The organism is Bibersteinia trehalosi (assembly GCF_004346205.1).
In the GTDB taxonomy this organism is placed as follows: domain Bacteria; phylum Pseudomonadota; class Gammaproteobacteria; order Enterobacterales; family Pasteurellaceae; genus Bibersteinia; species Bibersteinia trehalosi.
Map to the genome: position 1 here is coordinate 43,450 of NZ_SMAM01000001.1, position 18,611 is coordinate 62,060.

An 18,611-nucleotide genomic window follows, 5' to 3' on the forward strand; every position below is an offset into this window, starting at 1 on the left:
TATTTTGAGGTAAGTTATGAAGTTATTATCCCGTATGGCGGGCTTGATTAGTGTAGTGGCTGTGTTGTTTACGGCTACAGCCAAAGCTGAATCAGATGTGCGTATTAGCATTGATTCAGGGGTTAGCATGGCACAGCCAATAGCAGTTGTTCCTTTTAAAACCGTAGGGGGAGTACCTGCGGATGTAGCGCAAATTATCTCTGATGATTTGCGAAATTCTGGCAAATTTACACCGCTTGATCGTAGTCGTTTACCGGCACAACCCGGTTCTGCGGCAGAAGTGAATGCCGAGCAATGGACGAATATTGGAATCGATAATATTATCGTAGGACAAGTTTCAGCAGGGGGGAATGGCTATAACATTGCTTACCAATTGATTGATACTTTAGGTACTAGCGGAAACGCTGGTAATGTTATCGCCCAAGGCTCATTTACAGTATCTGCGGCTCAAATTCGTTTAGGTGCGCATACTGTGAGTGATCAGGTATTTGAGGCATTAACACAAATTCGAGGTGCATTCAGAACAAAAATTGCTTATGTGGTGCAGCGTGGTACGAACGCTTATGAAATTCGGGTTTCGGATTATGATGGTTTTAATGCTTTCACCGTGGTAAATAGCAAAGAGCCTTTGATGTCGCCGGAATGGTCGCCAGATGGTTCAAAACTAGCCTATGTTACCTTTGAAAATAAGCGTCCACAAGTTGTAGTACATGATTTACGTTCTGGTGCACGTAAAGCTGTGGGGGCATTGAAAGGGCATAATGGCGCGCCGTCATTCTCTCCAGATGGTTCTCGTATTGCCTTTGCTTCGAATCAAGATGGCTTATTAAATATCTATGTAACGGGGGTAAATGGCGGGACTCCGCGTCAATTAACCAGTAATGCAGGTAATAATACCGAGCCAAGTTGGTCACCAGATGGGGGATCAATTTTCTTCACTTCCGACCGTGCGGGAACGCCACAAGTTTACCGTATGAGCTCTGCCGGCGGCGGTGCAAGCCTAATTGGAGGTAATGGTAGCGGTAAAATGTCCGCAGATGGCAAGAATTTAATCATGGTCGCAGGCGATAAAATCGTGAAAAAAGATCTCGCTTCAGGTAGCACAGAAGTTCTGAGTTCTACTTTCTTAGACGAAAGTCCGAGTATTTCACCAAATGGTACCATGGTTATTTATAGCTCTACCAAAGGTGTGAGCAAAGTGCTACAATTGGTGTCCGCAGATGGCCGTTTCAAAGCTAATTTGCCGGGAGCAGGTGGGCAGTATAAATTCCCTGCTTGGTCACCTTATCTGAGTAAACAATAATTTTCTTTTGGAGAATAAAAAATGAAAAAACTTGCTAAAGTTTTAATGATCGCGGCACCAGCTTTTGTATTAGCAGCGTGCAGCAGCTCAAAAAACGATGACAGCGCAACTGTAAATGCTAACGCAGCAGGTGCAGATGTAAGCGGCCAAACTTTTGGTGGCTTATCTGTTCAAGATTTACAAACTCGTTACAACACCGTATATTTCGGTTTTGACCGTTACGACATCGAAGGTGAATACCGCAACTTATTAGACGCTCACGCTGCGTACTTAAATGCTGCTAAAGGTAGCGTAACTGTTGCTGGTCATGCTGATGAGCGTGGTACCCCTGAGTACAACATCGCATTAGGTCAACGTCGTGCAGACGCAGTGAAAAACTACTTAGCAAACCAAGGTGCAGCTAATGTATCTACTGTTTCTTACGGTGAAGAAAAACCAGCTGTATTAGGTCACACTGAAGCTGATTACGCGAAAAACCGTCGCGCAGTATTAGAATACTAATTCTAAATTGCAAAGTTTCTGTAAAAGCTCCGAGAAATCGGAGCTTTTCTTTTTTCTATGATTCATTATTTTTTCAGAATTTTCAGCTAGAATAACGTATTTATCATTAGATGTAGGGAAAGAAGATGCAATACATTGGGAAATTTCTAGGGTTCTTTCTGGGGTATTACTATACCCGCAGTTTTTTTGGTGGTTTAGTTGGCTTATTCCTTGGTCATTTTGCTGATAAAAAACTTTATGAAATGGGTAGCGTTTCATCAAGTGTCTTTGGCAAAGCTTTGACTCATCAGTCGTTGTTTATGCAAACCACTTTCGCAGTATTAGGGCATATGGCAAAATCGAAGGGGCGAGTTACCGAAGACGATATTCATCTGGCTCGTCAACTGATGGCAAGGATGAAATTAGATCATGTTCATCAGCAACTAGCTCAACAGGCATTTACTCAGGGTAAAGAGAGTAATTTTCCTCTTCGCCAAGTGCTAAAAGAGTTTCGTGAAGCTTGTGGGCAGCGAGCTGATTTAATGCGCTTTTTTGTGGAAGTACAAATGCAAGCGGCATTGCAAGATGGTGTGCTTGATCAGAATGAGCAGCGAATTTTATATACTATCGCAGAAGGTCTAGGTATTTCTCGCCTGCAATTTGAGCAGATGATGGCAATGATGGCTGCGGCTCAGCGCTTTCGTTCTGGATACTATCAGCAAGAAGGGCATCAGCAAGGGCAGTATCAAGGTAATCAGAGTTATTCTCCATCAGCACCAAGTTTGGAAGATGCTTATAAAGTGCTTGGCGTCTCGGCAGGCGATGAGCAAAATACGGTAAAACGGGCTTATCGTAAGTTAATGAATGAACATCACCCAGATAAGCTGGTGGCAAAAGGCTTACCACCTGAAATGATGGAAGTTGCAAAAGAGAAGGCACAGCAAATTCAAGCTGCCTATGATTTAATTTGTAAAGCGAAAGGTTGGAAATAAGCGGTCGTTTTTTATGGAAAACTTGCAAAATATAAGGGTTATTCTTGCGCCAATGCAAGGAGTTCTTGATCCTTTTGTTCGTCGTTTGTTAAGTTCAGTGAATGATTATGATCTCTGTATTTCTGAGTTTGTACGGGTCGTCGATCAAAAGTTGCCAAAGAAAACCTTTTATCGTCTTTGCCCAGAGCTTTATCATAATGGTTATACGGAATCAGGGAGTCCTGTGAGGGTACAGCTTCTTGGGCAGCATCCAGAGCCTCTTGCTGAAAATGCTCAATTGGCAATTGAACTTGGCTCGCATGGGGTAGATCTGAATTGTGGTTGCCCATCGAAAACTGTTAATGGCAGTAATGGTGGTGCTTCATTACTTAAAGATCCTGAGCTAATTTATCAAGCAACCAAGGCGATACGTGCAGCTGTACCAAAAGAGCAAGTAGTGTCTGTGAAAGTACGTTTAGGCTGGGATAGTGCGGAACAGTGCTTTGAAATCGCTGATGCAGTGCAACAAGGCGGTGCAAATGAGATTACTGTGCACGGTAGAACCAAAATGGATGGTTACCGAGCAGAGCGAATTAATTGGCAAAAAATTGCTGAAATTCGGGAAAGATTAACGATTCCTGTAATCGCCAACGGTGAGATTTGGGGTTTTGAATCTGCAAAAAAATGTGTCGAAATGACCGCTTGTCATGCTTTAATGATTGGGCGTGGCGCATTAAATGTACCAAATTTAAGCCAAGTAGTAAAATTTAACCAGCCTAAAATGGCGTGGACAGATGTAATGCAGCTGCTTTATCAATATGTGCAAATGGAAAACAAAGCCGACACAGGTTTCTACCACGTCGCTCGTATAAAACAGTGGTTACGTTATCTTGATAAAGAATATCCGCAAGCTATTGAATTATTTGAGATTTTAAAAACCGAACACGGTTATGATGGCTTGAAAAAGCATATTGAAAAAGCGGTGGATTTAGAAAGGAAATAAAATGGAAAAATTAGAATTACAACCCTTGCGAGATGCGTTCACATCACTCACTGAAACCCTTGTAGAATTGGAAGACATTGCTTGGTTTAACCAACAAAAAACCGTAATTCAAGACACCTTAATCGCAGGTGCTATCCAAAAATTTGAATTTGTGTATGAACTTAGCCTTAAAATGATGACTCGCCAGCTAAAGTTGATGGCAATTTCTGATGAGAATGCTGAGTTAAACGATTTTCGTGATGTTTTGCGAGAAGCGGTTAAAAAAGGCTTAATTGAAGATATCGATGATTGGATTGGTTATCGCAAAATGCGGAATATCACTTCCCAGACTTATGATTATGAAAAAGCGATGGCGGTTTACAATCAGATTTCCGCATTTATGCAACGCAGCGGTTTTTTATTACAACAATTGGAAAAATACAATGCCACAATTACAGATTAGTGAGTAAGAATTAAAAATTGTGCAAGATATTTTGACAGAACATTTACCAAATACGCCTGTTTGGGCTTTCGGCTCTCGGGTAAAAGGCAATAATGGACGTTATTCTGATCTTGATCTTGCTTTAATGACCGAAACCCCTCTGGACTTTGTGCAACTCGCCAAAATTGAACAAGCATTTTCCGATTCCGATTTAGTTTGGAAAGTGGATCTATTAGATTGGGCTGCGACAAGCGAGAGTTTCAAAAAAATCGTAGCGGAAAATTATGTCGTGATTCAATAGTTTTCAACGTAGGGACACGGTGTATTGTGTCCGTAATGTTAATCATTTGATAATGTTGGAAAATCTACTGCTTGTTGATGGCAAATAAAAAGTCCACGTTTAGAAACGTGGACTATCGGGATTTTTATTAACCTTAGAAAATTAACGAATACCTTGCTTATTGAGTTCTGCATCGCCCTCACAGCCACCTGGATAGTCATTATCACAAGCATACCCATAGAATTCTTTTGCTTTGTATACATCTCTTCGTACACCTTTTCCATTGTCATATATTCTGCCTAGAGTGAATTGTGCTTTTGCATACCCTTGCTCAGCAGCTTTTTTGAACCAGTAAACGGTTTTTTTGTCGTTTTCGGCTAAGACAGTATACTGCCTGTCCTATAAAGGACTGCTAAATCCTTTGCTCGATCTAGGCTTTCCTACTACATATTATTTCGCCACCAAAAACCGTCTGTTTTGTGATCGCCTTTTTCGTCTTATAATAACGCCGACTTTTCCTTATTTGAGAGAACCTTATGGAAAAACGAATTTTTGACGAACAGCCTTTGGATACAGCTCAACCTTTTCAGGCAAAAAAAGAGTTTGAGCAAGATGTGGTTGTACTTGATGAACCGCAAGAAGTGGAAGCCGAGCTGATTGCAGAAAACAGTTTGCGTCCGCCCCGTTTTTGGCTACGAGTCTTTTTAGGTTGCTTGGCGTTACTCAGTGTGGCGGTGTTTGCTCAATCTATTCAATGGCTGATTGATACTTGGCAGGCAAAGCAATGGATTTATTTTGCGTTTGCTATCGGTTTTTTGGGAATCAGTTTAGCGGGAGTTGGGGCATTAATAAATGAATGGCGTAAGCTCGTGAAGCTCAGAAAGCACCACTACCAACAGCAGCAAAGTGAACAGTTGTTATTAGACAATCAAGCAAGCGGTGAAAAAGCGGTAAAATTTTGCAAAGACATTTTAGCTAATATGCAAAACCAGCAAGCCATGTTGGGCGCACAGCGTTGGCAGGCACAGCTTGATGAGGCGTACAATAGTCAAGAGGTGTTGTATTTATTTGGGGAAAATGTGCTCACGCCTATTGATAGACAAGTTAAACAACTGATTAGTAAACATGCTGCGGAAAATGCGGTGATTGTTGCAATCAGTCCATTAGCGATTGCAGATGTACTGATGGTTGCATGGCGAAATATTGCATTAGTAAATAAAATCACGCGTGCTTACGGCATGGAGTTAGGCTATTTTAGCCGTTTAAAACTGTTTAAATTGGTGCTAACGAATATGGTTTTTGCGGGCACAACAGAAATCGTGACAGAGCTTGGTTCGGAATTTTTCGCACAAAATCTTACCGCAAAACTTTCGATGCGAGCTGCACAAGGAATTGGGGTTGGGCTTCTGACTGCTCGTTTAGGGATTAAAGCCATGGAGTTTTGCCGTCCAATTGTGTTTAAAAATGGGGAACGACCGAGGCTTTCTATGGTCAGAAAGGAGCTATTGAGCGTAGTAAAAAATGTGATTTTCACAAAATCGGCTGAAAAATCAGGTGAGAAAGCACATTAATCGCTTATAATAGGCATACTCTAGCCGTTATGGACATCGGTCTATAATGAATTTTTCGTTTAATTTTTTAAGGATAAACCATGAAAAAGTGGCTCATTATTATTTTAGTAGCAATTATTGGCTGTGCGGTGTTATTTGGTAGCACGATTTCAAATAGCTACAATAACTTAGTGAAAGCAGAAGAGGATATTAATTCGGTATGGGCGAATGTCGAATCTTCTTATCAACGCCGCGCAGATCTTATTCCAAACTTAGTGAATACAGTAAAAGGTCAAGCAAATTTTGAGAAAGAGACGCTGACGAACGTTATTGAAGCACGTGCAAAAGCAACCCAGACTAAAATTGATCCGAGCAATGCGACCGAAGAGCAAATGGCACAGTTCCAACAAGCTCAACAGGGTTTAAATTCGGCTCTGTCTCGTTTATTAGTGAGTGTGGAGAAATATCCAGAATTAAAAGCTCATGAAGGCTTTTTAAATTTACAAGCACAAATTGAAGGCACGGAAAATCGTATTAACGTTGAGCGTAACAATTTCAACGCTGCGGTAAAAGAGTACAATAAACAAGTACGCCAATTCCCAACTAAATTAGCTGCATGGATTTTTGGCTTTAAAGCAAAACCACAATTTAAAGCCGAAGCCGGTTCAGAAAAAGCGCCAGTAGTTAGCTTTGACTAGGATTTACTTCCCCCGTAAGGGGGAATTTTTTATCGCAAGGAAAGTAAAGATGAAATTTCTCTCGGTTTTCCAGCGCAAATTGCCTGTCGATACGCAACAAATCGAGCAGGCAATTTCGCATTTGGAGCAGCAAACTTCGGCAGAATTGCGTGTGGTCGTTGAGCGTAAAGCAAAAAAAGGTCAGTCAGCTATTGCGCGGGCAGAACAACTATTTGCTGAATTAGGAATGCAAAATACGGTGCAACGCAATGCAGTGTTAATTTATCTTTCATTTAAGCCGCATTATGTGGCGGTAGTTGGAGATAAGGGTATTCATGCGAAAGTAGGTGATGATTTTTGGCAATCGGTTTACGCGACGATGAAACTTTTGTGCCGACAAGGGGATTATACTCAGGCTATTTGTCAGGGCATCCTGCAAGTAGAACAACAACTAGCAAGACATTTTCCCGTTCAATCGAATGATGTCAATGAACTGCCGAATGAGGTGATCATAAAATGATGAAACACGTTTATAAAAGCCTCTTAGCATTAGGATTGCTATTATTTAGTTTAGCAAGTGTTGCGGTAAATTATCCTGCTCTTCCAAACCCTTTTCGCTATGTAGTGGATTACACCAAGACCTTAAATGCTCAGGAGTGGCAAACACTTGAAAATGCTTTAATTGAGTATGGTAATAAAACAAGTTCACAGATTGAGGTGGTGATTGTACCAACGACAGGTGGTGAAGATATTTCTAATTATACGTTCAATTTAGGCAATAAGTGGGGGATAGGGCGAAAAGGCGAAAAGAATGGCATATTATTCTTAATTGCTAAGAATGATCATAAAGTGTTTATTGCAACGGGATATGGCTTAGAAGGGGCTTTACCCGATGCCATTATATCATCAATTATTCGTCATGATATTTTGCCCTATTTTAGGCAAGAACAATATGCCCAAGGCATTGCAAAAGGGCTATCTTCGATTATCGCCGCAACCCAAGGTGAATATGCTGCTTTAGCGGTTGAAGAGAACGATGATGATTCAGAAATGGATTTTATGTTCTTTTTACTTTTTGGCTTAATTATTGCGTTAATTTTCTTCCCACGAGGGGGAAATGTTTATATTAGCCCACAAGCGGCTGATCGTATTATTCGTACTACTTCAACCATTCATCGCAATGGTGGATTTGGTGGAGGAAGTTTTGGTAGTGGACGTTCGGGGCGTTCTGGTGGCGGTTACGGCGGTTTTGGTGGTGGTAGCTTCGGTGGTGGAGGCGCTGGCGGAAGTTGGTAATTTTGCCGATTTTTAGTGGAAAATCACCGCTTGTAAATCTAAAGAAAGACGAAATTGGGCAATTTCGTCTTTTTCTTTTAAGCAATTTTTTGTAGAAAAGAGCTTTCTATGCCATAAAGTGGCAGGGAGGATAGAGGGAATGCTCTGATGAGCTGCTGTTGCATAAGTGATAGTGTATCTAAACCAGCTGCTGTTTGTGGGGTAACTTGTTCTGCAAAATGAGCCAATTGGCTTAGTCCCAAACTGCTTTCAATACTTGAACTAAGTACTGCTTGCAGTCCGAGCAGGTGAGCTTGTTTAATCATTGCTAAACATTTTTCTCTAGAGCCGATAAGCATTGGCTTGATGACAATAGCAGCAAGCCCTTCTTGTATTTGTAGCTGAACTTCTTTTAATTGTAAACTTTCGTCCCAAGCGATAGCAATTTGCTGATTTTTTGCAAATTGTAATGATTGTTCTACTGTTTGGCAGGGTTCTTCAATAAATACAATCTGCCGTTTTTCGGCTGGAGAAAGCCGTAATGCAAATTGTGATGCCGTATTGAGATCCCAAGCCCGATTAGCATCTAACCTTAATGAAAGATGAGGCATAGCATTAAGTAATTGCTGAACGGTTTTCGCATCTTGCTCGAGAGAATATCTGCCAACTTTTAATTTTGCTATAGTTATATTCTGCTGCTTTAAGCGTTCAATAGTTTTGGGAGAGCTATCGCTACAAAGTGGGACGGTCAAGACTGATTTTGCTTCGCACAAGCCGTGGCGTAGTTCATACAATGCCATACTTAAGCCAAAGGCAACCGATGGAAAGAGCGCTTCTAGAGTTTGAGTTTTACCATTTTGCCAGCAGGTAAGCCAAGCTAATGCTTGGTTTTCAGCTTGTGCTAGTGATTCTTGGCTAAATCCACTTAGTGGGGCTATTTCCCCCCATCCTTCATGATGTTTTTCCGCTAAGTAGCAAATCAAGCCTGTACGAAAGCGTTGAGTTTGAGCGCGCAAAATCAGGCCGCTTTGTAGCGGAATTTGGTATCGATAGAGTGAAAATTTGCGCATATCATTCCTTTTGGGTTGCTTGGAACATACTCAGAAGCTCGTCAAAGATGTAATTTTCAGCATTTGAATATCGATCTTTTTTCAAACGACATAGTGTCACTCGCCATAAAATAGGATCTTTTATACGAACGCAAACTAAATCTTTATCAGGATAAAGCTCGGCAGTTGCTAAGGGTAAAATAGTGAGAATATCGGGGTTTGTTTTAGCCGTGTAATAGAGAAAATCCCATGAACTGGATTCACATAGAATATCAGGATAGATGCCATATCGCTCAAAACGCTCATTCAAATGCTGATAGATCATAAACGTTTTATCGAAGCTTACCATTTTCTCTTGATGTAACGTTTGCCAGCTGATCATCTCCTGACCAGCAAGGTGGTGATTTGGGGAACAAAACACCGCAAGCTCTGAGCGGTAGATCTCAAAAGAATCCATAATATGGTGAGGAATTTGTTCGGGATAGAGCAAGGTCGCAAAATTAATATTGCCTAGCAGTAACTCATTTTTTAAGGAAAATGCGCCTTGTTCTTTAAATAGAAACTTGATATTCGGGTTGTTTTGTATCAAGTTTGGAATCACTTTTGGAAAGACAACCGATAAAATTAATGGTGGAATGCCTATCGTGATATTGCCATTGATCTGCCGTTTTTTCGTGTGCAAATCCCTGTTCATTTGATTATATTTTTCAATCAATTCTTTGGCATCACGGTAGTAGTTTTCTCCTACGTAGGTAAGCCCTGTAATTTTACCGTTAGCACGATTGAAGAGCTGAATATTTTCCCGATTTTCAAATTCGTTCACCATCATGCTGAGTGCCGGCTGAGAAATATACAAATTCTGTGAAGCTCGGCTAAGATTGAAGTCATTTTCAACAATACCGATAAAATAGCGCAAATGTTTAATGTCCATTTTTTCTCCAATCAAAAAGACGACTTTTTCTTCAAAATGTGAACAGTTTCACACTTTTTTCCTAAATTGTCTCCTTTAATACCTCTTTAGTTGATTCTAGTCAATCTATAAATTTTTCTTATATTTTTGTAAAAAATCTGTATTGCCGTTTTGCCAAATTGTACTGTTATAATTTTGTAAAAGAAAGTTTTCAAGCGGTGTTTTTTAATAAATTTCTTGCAAAACAAATGGTTGCGTTTTGTTTCTTGCCTGCAAGAATGCCTTCGATGCATTTTTTTCTCGTTAATATATTGTAACCATCTCATCCGCAGAGACTTTCTTATATAAATTTACTTTATCTTAATGACTGGAGAAGACTATGTCTAAACTTATTTCTATTGGTGAAGTTAGAGCGCATTTCTCTGACGGTATGACATTAATGTCAGGTGGCTTTATGGGCTGTGGTGCCCCTGAGCTGATTATTAAAGAAATTCTCGATGCAGGCATTAAGGACATTACCCTAATTAGTACTGATACCGCTATGGTTGATACTGGGGTAGGTCCTTTAATTGTTAATGGGCGAGTAAAAAAACTTTATGCCTCTCATATTGGTACTAATCCAGAAACAGGCAAACGCATGATTTCAGGAGAGTTAGAAGTTGAGCTGTGTCCACAAGGTACTTTGGCTGAACGTATCCGTGCAGGTGGTGCTGGTTTAGGCGGTATTTTGACGCCAACAGGTGTTGGTACTGTGGTGGAAGAAGGTAAGCAAAAACTTACAATCGATGGTGTTGAGTATCTGCTTGAGCGACCACTTACTGCGGATGTTGCAATCATCAAAGCGGATATAGCCGATGAGAGTGGAAATTTAGTGTTTGCTGGTTCAGCTCGCAATTTTAATCCTTTAATGGCACTCGCGGGTAAAACTGTCATCGTGCAAGCAACAAAGGTAGTTAAAGTGGGCGAAATTGATCCAAATATGGTGATGATTCCTGCTGCTGTAGTGGATTACATTGTAAAAGCTTAATGGGAAGGAGAACAGAAAATGAATGCAAAAGAAATTATTGCCCGCCGTATTGCACTTGAATTTAACGATGGCGACATTGTTAACTTGGGTATTGGCTTACCAACAATGGTGGCAAATTATGTACCAAGTGACATTTCTATTACCCTCCAGTCTGAAAACGGCTTCTTAGGTTTAAGTGCATTTGATCCTGAAAATCCGGATGAAAATATTGTGAATGCCGGCGGTCAACCTTGTGGTATTCAGCCTGGTGGTATGTTTTTTGATAGTGCTTTTTCATTTGCCTTAATTCGTGGTGGTCATGTTGATGCCTGTGTATTGGGTGGCTTAGAAGTTGATCAAGAAGGTAACTTAGCTAATTGGATGGTACCCGGCAAAATGGTTCCTGGTATGGGAGGAGCAATGGACTTAGTCACAGGTGCACGCCGTGTCATCATCGGTATGGAACATTGTGCTAAAACAGGTAGTTCAAAAATCTTGAAAAAATGCACCTTGCCATTAACCGCGCGTAATAAAGTGAAAATGGTGGTCACTGAGCTTGCTGTATTTGAGTTTATTGATGGTCAATTAACCCTAACAGAAATTGCTGAAGGCTGTGATTTAGCCACAGTTAAAGGCAAAACGGAAGCAGAATTTACTGTTTCGCCAAACCTCAAAACCATGCCATTAGCAGGTGTGTAAGGAAGCGCTTATGATTAGCCGTATTTCCCGATTTATGACGACCATCGTCAGCAAATATATGCCAGAACCACTGGTTTTGGCGGTATTGCTGAGTATCGTCATCTTCTTTTGGGCATTTGGAGTAACAGAACATAGCGCTGGCGCATTAGTAGAAATGTGGGGGAATGGTTTCTGGAATCTGCTGGCTTTCTCAATGCAAATGGCAATGGTGGTAGTAACAGGTAATGCGCTTGCCTCTGCACCACAAATTCGCCGTTTCCTTTCAACCGCGGCTTCTGTGGCAAAAACACCAACACAGGGAGTCATGCTTGTTACTTTTATGAGCTGTGTGGCCTGTGCGATTAACTGGGGATTTGGTTTAGTCGTTGGTGCTATGTTTGCCAAAGAAGTCGCTCGCCGCATTAAAGGTGTGGATTACGCATTGTTAATTGCCTGTGCTTATATTGGATTTATGACATGGGGAGGCGGTTTTTCTGGTTCTATGCCACTACAAGCGGCAACACCAAATAACCCTATCGCTCGCTTTATCACAGATTCAAACTACGCAGATGGCATTATTCCTGTCACCCAAACTCTACTCACAGGTTACAACATCTTTATTGTAGGGATGCTGATTATTTGTCTGCCATTCCTTACCAAGATGATGCATCCAAAAGCAGATGAAGTAAAAGCAGTAGATCCGCGCTTATTGCAAGAAGATCCTGATTTCAGCAAAAAGCTCACCGCGGATTCAACTATTGCCGAAAAAATTGAAGAAAACCGTTGGCTTGCTTACTTAATTTCGGGCACTGGTTTTGTTTATCTTGGCATGTATTTCGTAGATAAAGGCTTTAACCTCACCATTAACATCGTGAACTTCATTTTCTTAATGGTAGGTCTTGCCTTACATGGCTCCCCAGCCGCTTATGTACGAGCAATTACCAATGCCGCGCGTAGTACCGCAGGGATCTTAATTCAATTCCCATTCTATGCGGGGATGCAGTTAATGATGGAGCATTCTGGCTTAGGCGGAATGATCACTCAGTTCTTTGTGGATATTTCAAATAAAGATACTTTCCCACTTCTCACTTTCTTTAGTTCAGCATTAGTGAATTTTGCTGTGCCGTCCGGTGGTGGTCACTGGGTCGTGCAAGGACCATTCGTTATCCCAGCTGCGCAAGAATTAGGTGCTGATTTGGGTAAAGCGGTAATGGGGATTGCTTATGGCGATATGTGGGCAAACATGGCTCAACCGTTCTGGGCATTGCCTGCGCTCGGTATTGCTGGTTTAGGAGTGCGGGACATTATGGGCTACTGTATGACTGCTCTGATCTTTACCACACCAATTTTCGTGATAGGGCTCTATTTTCTATAAAGATAAAACCAAGCGGTCGTTTTTAGCAAAAAATCTGCAAAAAAAGAGCGCTTACAAGGTGCAATTTACTGCACCAAATAATTTTTAATGGTGCAACAAGTTGCACTCTACAGAAGGAAAACAGTATGAAAAATATAGTTATTGCAAGTGCGGTGCGCACCGCAATCGGCAGTTTCGGTGGTTCTTTAGCAGGGGTTTCGGCAGTGGAACTCGGCACAACAGTAATCAAATCTGCGATTGAGAGAGCCGGTTTAGACATGACTAAAGTAGATGAAGTGATTATGGGGAATGTGCTTCAGGCCGGACTTGGGCAAAACCCTGCCCGCCAAGCGTTATTACGCGCAGGTATTGCCCAAGAAGTCCCCGCTTATACAGTAAACAAAGTATGTGGTTCAGGTTTAAAGGCTGTGGCACTTGCTGCTCAAGCAATTAAAGCCGGTGATGCAAATATCATCATCGCTGGCGGTATGGAAAATATGAGCCAAGCACCGTACTTGTTAGATTCTAAGTCACGCTGGGGCTATCGTTTAGGCGATGGCAAAGTACAAGATGTGATTTTATCCGATGGCTTAATGTGTGCAGAAAATCACTACCATATGGGGATTACGGCAGAAAATGTTGCCAAAAAATATGGTATTACCCGCCAAATGCAGGATGAATTGGCACTTTCCTCTCAGCAAAAAGCCACTGCTGCCATTCAATCAGGTGCATTCAAAAATGAAATCATACCAATGAATGTAAAAATTAAACGCAAGGAAGTGGTTTTTGATACCGATGAGTTTGTAAAACAAGATTCAACTCTTGAAGGTTTATCTTCACTTCGTACTGCGTTTGATAAAGAAGGAACAGTTACCGCAGGGAATGCTTCAGGTATTAACGATGGCGCTGCTGCATTAGTGGTGGTCGAAGAAGAAACAGCAAAAGCATTGGGATTAAATATTCTTGCGCGTATTAAAGGCTATGCAAGCGGTGGGGTTGCGCCAGATATTATGGGCATGGGGCCTGTTCCTGCAACACAAAATGCGCTGAAAAAAGCAGGCTTAACCTTAAACGACATTGATCTCATTGAAGCTAATGAAGCATTTGCGGCACAGTTCTTAGCAGTGGGTAAAGAGTTAGGTTTTAACCCTGAAAAAGTCAATGTAAACGGTGGTGCAGTAGCTCTAGGTCACCCTATCGGTGCAAGTGGTGCGCGCATCTTAGTCACTTTATTACACGCAATGCATGCCCGTGATAAACAATTCGGTTTAGCAACGCTTTGTATCGGTGGTGGACAAGGCATTGCCATGATCGTTGAACGTATTTAATAACAACCAAAAAATGAAAACAGAAGGAAAATCTTATGACTAAAAAAGTTGCATTAGTAACAGGTGCTGCAAGTGGTATTGGCTTAGCTGTATGCGAAAGTTTAGCGACGGAAGATCTGAATATCGTTATGGTCGATGTAAACGAAGATGCGTTAAAAGAACACGCAACGCGTTTACAAGCGGCCTACATTAAAGCAGATCTTTCGCAGCGAGAAGGTTGCCAAGCAGCAGTGGAATTTGCGGCTCAAAAGTTTGGCAGCGTGGATATCCTCGTGAATGTGGCAGGGATTCAGAACGTCTGTGCGATTGATGAATTCCCAGAAGATAAATGGGATTTTATGATCAATTTAATGCTTACCGCGCCATTCTTGCTTACTAAATATAGCTGGAAATACATGAAAGCCAATAAATGGGGACGTATCATTAACTTGAATTCCATTCATGGCTTAGTCGCTTCAGATTACAAATCTGCTTATGTTTCAGCAAAACACGGTTTATCGGGCTTAACAAAAGTTGCAGCTTTGGAAGGCGGTGAATTTGGCATCACTGTAAATTCTATTTGCCCAGCTTATGTCCGTACTCCGTTAGTGGATAAACAAATTGCAGATCAAGCACGTAATCATGGTATTTCTGAAGAGGAAGTGATCAGCAAAATCATGCTTTCAAAAGCAGCCGTTAAACGCATGATTGAGCCAGAAGAGCTGGGCGCTTTCGTTAAATTCTTATGCTCTGATGCTGCAGCTTCTATTTCTGGCGCAACGCTCACCATGGATGGAGGCTGGACTGCCGGCTAAATTTTAGGGCGGTACTGTTTCTCCTGTGCAGTGCCGCCTATTTTTATATTTTTTATTTTTATATTTTTTAAAGTTTTACTTACTAAACAAGGAAACATCGCTATGAGTACTATTGCAATTATTCTCTCATTATTGATGCTGATGTATTTCGCTTATCGCGGAATGACTGTTTTACTACTTGCTCCGCTACTTGCTATTTTTGCGGTAGTATTAAGTGGTGACGGTATAATGATGATGCCCAAATATACCGAAACCTTTATGACGGCGTTAAGCGGTTATTTACTTAATTTCTTTCCTGTATTCTTATTTGGCGCACTATTTGGACAGCTTATGGCAGATTCAGGCGCTGCTGCGGGTATTGCTAAAGGCATTGTAAAAATGCTAGGTAGCCGTCAAGCAATTTTAACTGTGATTATTGCCTGTGGTTTATTAACCTATGGTGGTGTATCGCTTTTCGTGGTGGCTTTCGCTATTTATCCGATTTCGAAAGTATTATTCCGTGAAGCAAATATTCCTAAACGTTTAATTCCCGCAACCATTGCTTTAGGTTCATTTACCTTTTCAATGACCGCATTACCAGGTACGCCTGCGGCAACCAACGCTATCCCAATGCCATTTTTTAATACTAATGCTTTCGCCGCTCCAGGTTTAGGCTTAATCGGTGCTGCAGTGATGTTTGTTGGTGGCTGGTTATGGCTACAAAGCCGTGCAAGAAAAGCCGCGGCAAATGGTGAAGGTTACGGTGAACATACAAGCGAAAAAGATGAAGATATGTCTGCGTTAGACAGCAATGTCATGCCATTTGGGCTTGCAATTTTACCATTGATATTAGTAATTGCAGTGAATGCCTTATTAACCTACGGCATTTTCCCCAATGTAGATTTTAGCTCAATTACTGAGGCTTTCCCAAACCTTGCGATTAAAGGACGTTTAGGCTTGTGGGCAATCATTACTTCACTTGCGGTGGCATGTGCAGTATTAATCGCTTTACGATTAGGTAAATGGAAGTCGCTGCAAGGTACGGTAAACAAAGGGGTATATGGTTCGATGTTGCCAATCTTTAATACCGCTTCAGAAGTAGGTTATGGTGCGGTCGTGGCATCATTAGCGGGCTTTGCGATTATTCGTGATTCCGTATTAAATGTGTCTTCTAACCCGTTAGTATCAGAAGCGGTGGCAATGAGTACCCTTGCTGGTATCACTGGTTCATCGTCTGGTGGCTTGAGTATTGCATTAAAAGCATTAGGTGAAGATTATCTCCGCATGGCGATGGAAGCCGGTATTGATCCAGAACTATTACACCGTGTTGCTGTAATGGCAGCTGGTGGCTTTGATACCTTACCACATTGCGGTGCAATCATTACCTTACTTTCAATTTGCCATTTAAATCATAAACAGTCATACCTCAATATTGCCATGGTGACAATTGCTATCCCTGTTTTAGCGGTTATTACGGTGATTACCTTAGGTACTATGTTCGGATCGTTCTAATCTATTTAGTAGATTTTGAGTAAAAAAAAGACCGCTTGTAGTGTCCAATGTGGGGTGGACAAACAGCTACAAGCGGTCTTTTTCATATTATTCGCTCATGATGGTATCTAATTCATCTTGCAATTCTAGCCACTGCATTTCCACTTCTTCGAGGGCTTTTTTCACTTTCACTTGTTCGGTAAGAGTGTCGGTTAATTTGGCTTTATTGGCAGTTTCATAGATTTCAGGGGCAGCGAGAGTTTGTTCTAAATGATTTAGCTGAGCAGTGAGTTTCTCAAGCTCTTTTTCAAGTTGCGTGAGTTTCTTACGAATCGGAGCCGCTTGCTGGCGGCGTTCTGCTTCTACGCGTTTTTGCTCTTTGCGATTTTGCGCTGAGTGTTCTTTCAGTTCTTCGTTACAAGCGGCCGTATTTTCCGCTTTTTTTGCAAAATCGGGTTGGCTGTTAAGTGCGTTTAGCCATTTTTGATAGTCGTCTAGATCACCGTGAAACTCTTCAGCTTTGCCATCGTGTACTAAGTAAAATTCGTTTACAGTAGAACGGAGCAAATGACGATCGTGCGAGACTATCACCAGCGAGCCTTCATATTGGGTTAAAGCCTCAGTGAGAGCTTGACGCATATCTAAATCAAGATGGTTAGTAGGCTCATCTAGCAGCAATAGATTCGGGCGTTGCCAAACGATTAATGCTAAAACAAGTCGGGCTTTCTCGCCACCAGAGAACGATTTCACTGCTTGTTTTACTTTATCTCCGTGAAAGGCAAAACCGCCCAAATAGTTTCGTAGCTCTTGTTCGGTTTTTTCAGGAGCAAGGCGGCTTAAATGCCAAATTGGGCTTTCTTCTGCACGTAGCGTATCAAGCTGATGTTGAGCAAAATAGCCAAGCTGTACACCTTTGGCTAATTGCACCATACCAGATTGCGCCGCAATTTCCCCAGCTAATAATTTGATTAGCGTAGATTTTCCCGCGCCATTTTTCCCCAATAAACCAATACGAGAACCTGGAACAAGATTGAGTTTCACTGAGTTTAAAATTGTTTTTTCACCATAGCCTGCACTCACCTTTTCCATCATTAACAGTGGGCTGGGTAAGGAAAGCGGTTCGCGAAATTCAAAGGAGAACGGGCTATCGGCATAAGCTGGTGCAATGAGCTCCATCTTTTCTAATGCCTTCACTCGGCTTTGCGCTTGTTTCGCCTTTGTTGCTTTTGCCTTAAAGCGGTCGATAAATTTTTGCAGATGCGCGATTTTATGTTGTTGTTGCTGATAAGCCGCGTTTTGCTGCGCTAGCTTCGTTGCTCGTTGAATTTCGAACGAAGAATAGTTACCGGTGTAGTCAAAAATTTTCTGCTGCTCAATGTGAAATACGCGATCAATAATAGGATCAAGAAAATCACGGTCGTGTGAGATTAAGATCAACGTACCACGATATTGGCTTAACCAACGTTCAAGCCAAATCACGGCATCTAAGTCTAAGTGGTTGGTTGGCTCATCAAGCAATAATAAATCAGATCGACAGAGTAACGCTTGAGCAAGATTTAGACGCATACGCCATCCACCGGAAAAGGATTTGACCGGAAGTTGTAACTGTTCTTGGCTAAAACCCAAGCCATCAAGCAATGTTGCTGCACGCGATTGAATGCTCCAAGCATCGATCGTTTCCAAGCGGCTATGTAAAGTAGCAATGAGATGCCCGTCATTCGCAGCATTTGCTTGCTCTAGCTGGTATTGCAAGGTGGTATATTCACGATCACCTTGAATCACGTAATCTATTGCAGAAATGTCTAGTGCTGGTGTTTCTTGGTTTACCCAAGATATTGCCCAATTAGTAGGGTATCTGATTTCACCACCCTCAGCATGCAGCTCGTTTTTTAATAAGGCAAGTAGAGAAGATTTACCACAACCATTTTTACCGACTAATCCAATTTTTTGTCCGGTATGAATGGTTGCATTTGCATTTTCGAGCAAGAGTGTTTGCCCGCGTTTAAGCGTTAAATTATTGAGAAAAATCATTTAAATTTGAATAAGTTAGTTGGTTTTGTTT

19 protein-coding genes and 1 pseudogene are annotated in these 18,611 nt (G+C 41.5%); 16 read left to right on the plus strand and 4 right to left on the minus strand.

Annotated features, from left to right (window positions below; translation table 11 throughout):
* The first annotated feature begins 16 nt into the window (after positions 1-16).
* The 6 genes from tolB (at position 17) to EDC51_RS00260 (ending at position 4,479) form a co-directional block, all read left to right on the plus strand.
* Positions 17-1,303 (plus strand): Tol-Pal system beta propeller repeat protein TolB, encoded by a 1,287-nt coding sequence (gene tolB / locus EDC51_RS00235; protein ID WP_064318062.1) that lies wholly within the window; start codon positions 17-19, stop codon positions 1,301-1,303.
* A 21-nt stretch (positions 1,304-1,324) separates the two neighbouring features.
* Complete coding sequence (pal, locus tag EDC51_RS00240; protein WP_015432268.1) at positions 1,325-1,804, plus strand: peptidoglycan-associated lipoprotein Pal; 480 nt, start codon at positions 1,325-1,327, stop codon at positions 1,802-1,804.
* 125 nt (positions 1,805-1,929) lie between these two features.
* The gene (gene djlA, locus EDC51_RS00245; RefSeq protein WP_131927850.1) at positions 1,930-2,775 is read left to right on the plus strand and encodes a co-chaperone DjlA; all 846 of its coding nucleotides are present in this window, start codon (positions 1,930-1,932) and stop codon (positions 2,773-2,775) included.
* 13 nt (positions 2,776-2,788) lie between these two features.
* The gene (gene dusC / locus EDC51_RS00250; protein ID WP_131927851.1) at positions 2,789-3,757 is read left to right on the plus strand and encodes a tRNA dihydrouridine(16) synthase DusC; all 969 of its coding nucleotides are present in this window, start codon (positions 2,789-2,791) and stop codon (positions 3,755-3,757) included.
* A gap of 1 nt (position 3,758) precedes the next feature.
* Entirely contained in the window at positions 3,759-4,199 is a 441-nt protein-coding gene (locus EDC51_RS00255; protein ID WP_131927852.1) for a nucleotidyltransferase substrate binding protein, read from the plus strand.
* Between the two features lie 16 nt (positions 4,200-4,215).
* Positions 4,216-4,479, plus strand: coding sequence for a nucleotidyltransferase family protein (locus tag EDC51_RS00260; protein WP_170169261.1), 264 nt, complete (start codon positions 4,216-4,218; stop codon positions 4,477-4,479).
* A gap of 141 nt (positions 4,480-4,620) precedes the next feature.
* On the opposite strand, the pseudogene EDC51_RS11035 reads toward EDC51_RS00260, so the two are convergent.
* Positions 4,621-4,830: pseudogene (locus EDC51_RS11035) on the minus strand (tetratricopeptide repeat protein); the annotation flags it as partial.
* A 164-nt stretch (positions 4,831-4,994) separates the two neighbouring features.
* On the opposite strand from EDC51_RS11035, the gene EDC51_RS00275 reads away from it, so the two are divergent.
* From EDC51_RS00275 to EDC51_RS00290, 4 genes are all read left to right on the plus strand, one after another.
* Positions 4,995-6,029, plus strand: a complete 1,035-nt coding sequence (locus EDC51_RS00275; RefSeq protein WP_131927853.1) for a YcjF family protein — start codon at positions 4,995-4,997, stop codon at positions 6,027-6,029.
* A gap of 80 nt (positions 6,030-6,109) precedes the next feature.
* The gene (locus EDC51_RS00280) at positions 6,110-6,706 is read left to right on the plus strand and encodes a LemA family protein (RefSeq protein WP_015432274.1); all 597 of its coding nucleotides are present in this window, start codon (positions 6,110-6,112) and stop codon (positions 6,704-6,706) included.
* Between the two features lie 49 nt (positions 6,707-6,755).
* Entirely contained in the window at positions 6,756-7,205 is a 450-nt protein-coding gene (locus tag EDC51_RS00285; protein ID WP_131927854.1) for a TPM domain-containing protein, read from the plus strand.
* Positions 7,202-7,981 carry a TPM domain-containing protein gene (locus tag EDC51_RS00290; RefSeq protein ID WP_131927855.1) on the plus strand — a complete coding sequence of 260 codons (780 nt, stop codon included), beginning with the start codon at positions 7,202-7,204 and terminating at the stop codon, positions 7,979-7,981. Before EDC51_RS00285 ends, EDC51_RS00290 begins: the two co-directional genes overlap by 4 nt.
* Positions 7,982-8,058: 77 nt before the next feature.
* Here EDC51_RS00290 and menC read toward each other — a convergent pair whose 3' ends face one another.
* Together menC and EDC51_RS00300 are read right to left on the minus strand one after the other, a co-directional pair.
* On the minus strand, positions 8,059-9,030 hold the full coding sequence (menC, locus tag EDC51_RS00295) for an o-succinylbenzoate synthase (protein ID WP_131927856.1): 972 nt from the start codon (positions 9,028-9,030) through the stop codon (positions 8,059-8,061).
* 1 nt (position 9,031) lies between these two features.
* Positions 9,032-9,940, minus strand: a complete 909-nt coding sequence (locus EDC51_RS00300; RefSeq protein WP_025289195.1) for a LysR family transcriptional regulator — start codon at positions 9,938-9,940, stop codon at positions 9,032-9,034.
* A 358-nt stretch (positions 9,941-10,298) separates the two neighbouring features.
* Here EDC51_RS00300 and atoD point away from each other — a divergent pair, with 358 nt between their 5' ends.
* The 6 genes from atoD (at position 10,299) to EDC51_RS00330 (ending at position 16,570) form a co-directional block, all read left to right on the plus strand.
* Positions 10,299-10,946: an acetate CoA-transferase subunit alpha gene (gene atoD, locus EDC51_RS00305; RefSeq protein ID WP_125135298.1), complete on the plus strand. Its 648-nt coding sequence runs from the start codon at positions 10,299-10,301 to the stop codon at positions 10,944-10,946.
* 18 nt (positions 10,947-10,964) lie between these two features.
* A complete protein-coding gene (locus EDC51_RS00310; RefSeq protein WP_131927857.1) occupies positions 10,965-11,624 on the plus strand; it encodes a 3-oxoacid CoA-transferase subunit B in 660 nt (219 codons plus the stop codon).
* Positions 11,625-11,634: 10 nt separating this feature from the next.
* Positions 11,635-12,978, plus strand: coding sequence for a TIGR00366 family protein (locus EDC51_RS00315; protein ID WP_015432281.1), 1,344 nt, complete (start codon positions 11,635-11,637; stop codon positions 12,976-12,978).
* Between the two features lie 125 nt (positions 12,979-13,103).
* Positions 13,104-14,285 carry an acetyl-CoA C-acetyltransferase gene (locus tag EDC51_RS00320; RefSeq protein WP_015432282.1) on the plus strand — a complete coding sequence of 394 codons (1,182 nt, stop codon included), beginning with the start codon at positions 13,104-13,106 and terminating at the stop codon, positions 14,283-14,285.
* Positions 14,286-14,320: 35 nt separating this feature from the next.
* Positions 14,321-15,079: a 3-hydroxybutyrate dehydrogenase gene (locus EDC51_RS00325; RefSeq protein WP_015432283.1), complete on the plus strand. Its 759-nt coding sequence runs from the start codon at positions 14,321-14,323 to the stop codon at positions 15,077-15,079.
* 102 nt (positions 15,080-15,181) lie between these two features.
* Complete coding sequence (locus tag EDC51_RS00330; RefSeq protein ID WP_015432284.1) at positions 15,182-16,570, plus strand: GntP family permease; 1,389 nt, start codon at positions 15,182-15,184, stop codon at positions 16,568-16,570.
* Between the two features lie 87 nt (positions 16,571-16,657).
* On the opposite strand, the gene EDC51_RS00335 is transcribed toward EDC51_RS00330, so the two are convergent.
* Positions 16,658-18,580, minus strand: coding sequence for an ABC transporter ATP-binding protein (locus EDC51_RS00335; RefSeq protein ID WP_131927858.1), 1,923 nt, complete (start codon positions 18,578-18,580; stop codon positions 16,658-16,660).
* Between the last annotated feature and the right edge of the window lie 31 nt (positions 18,581-18,611).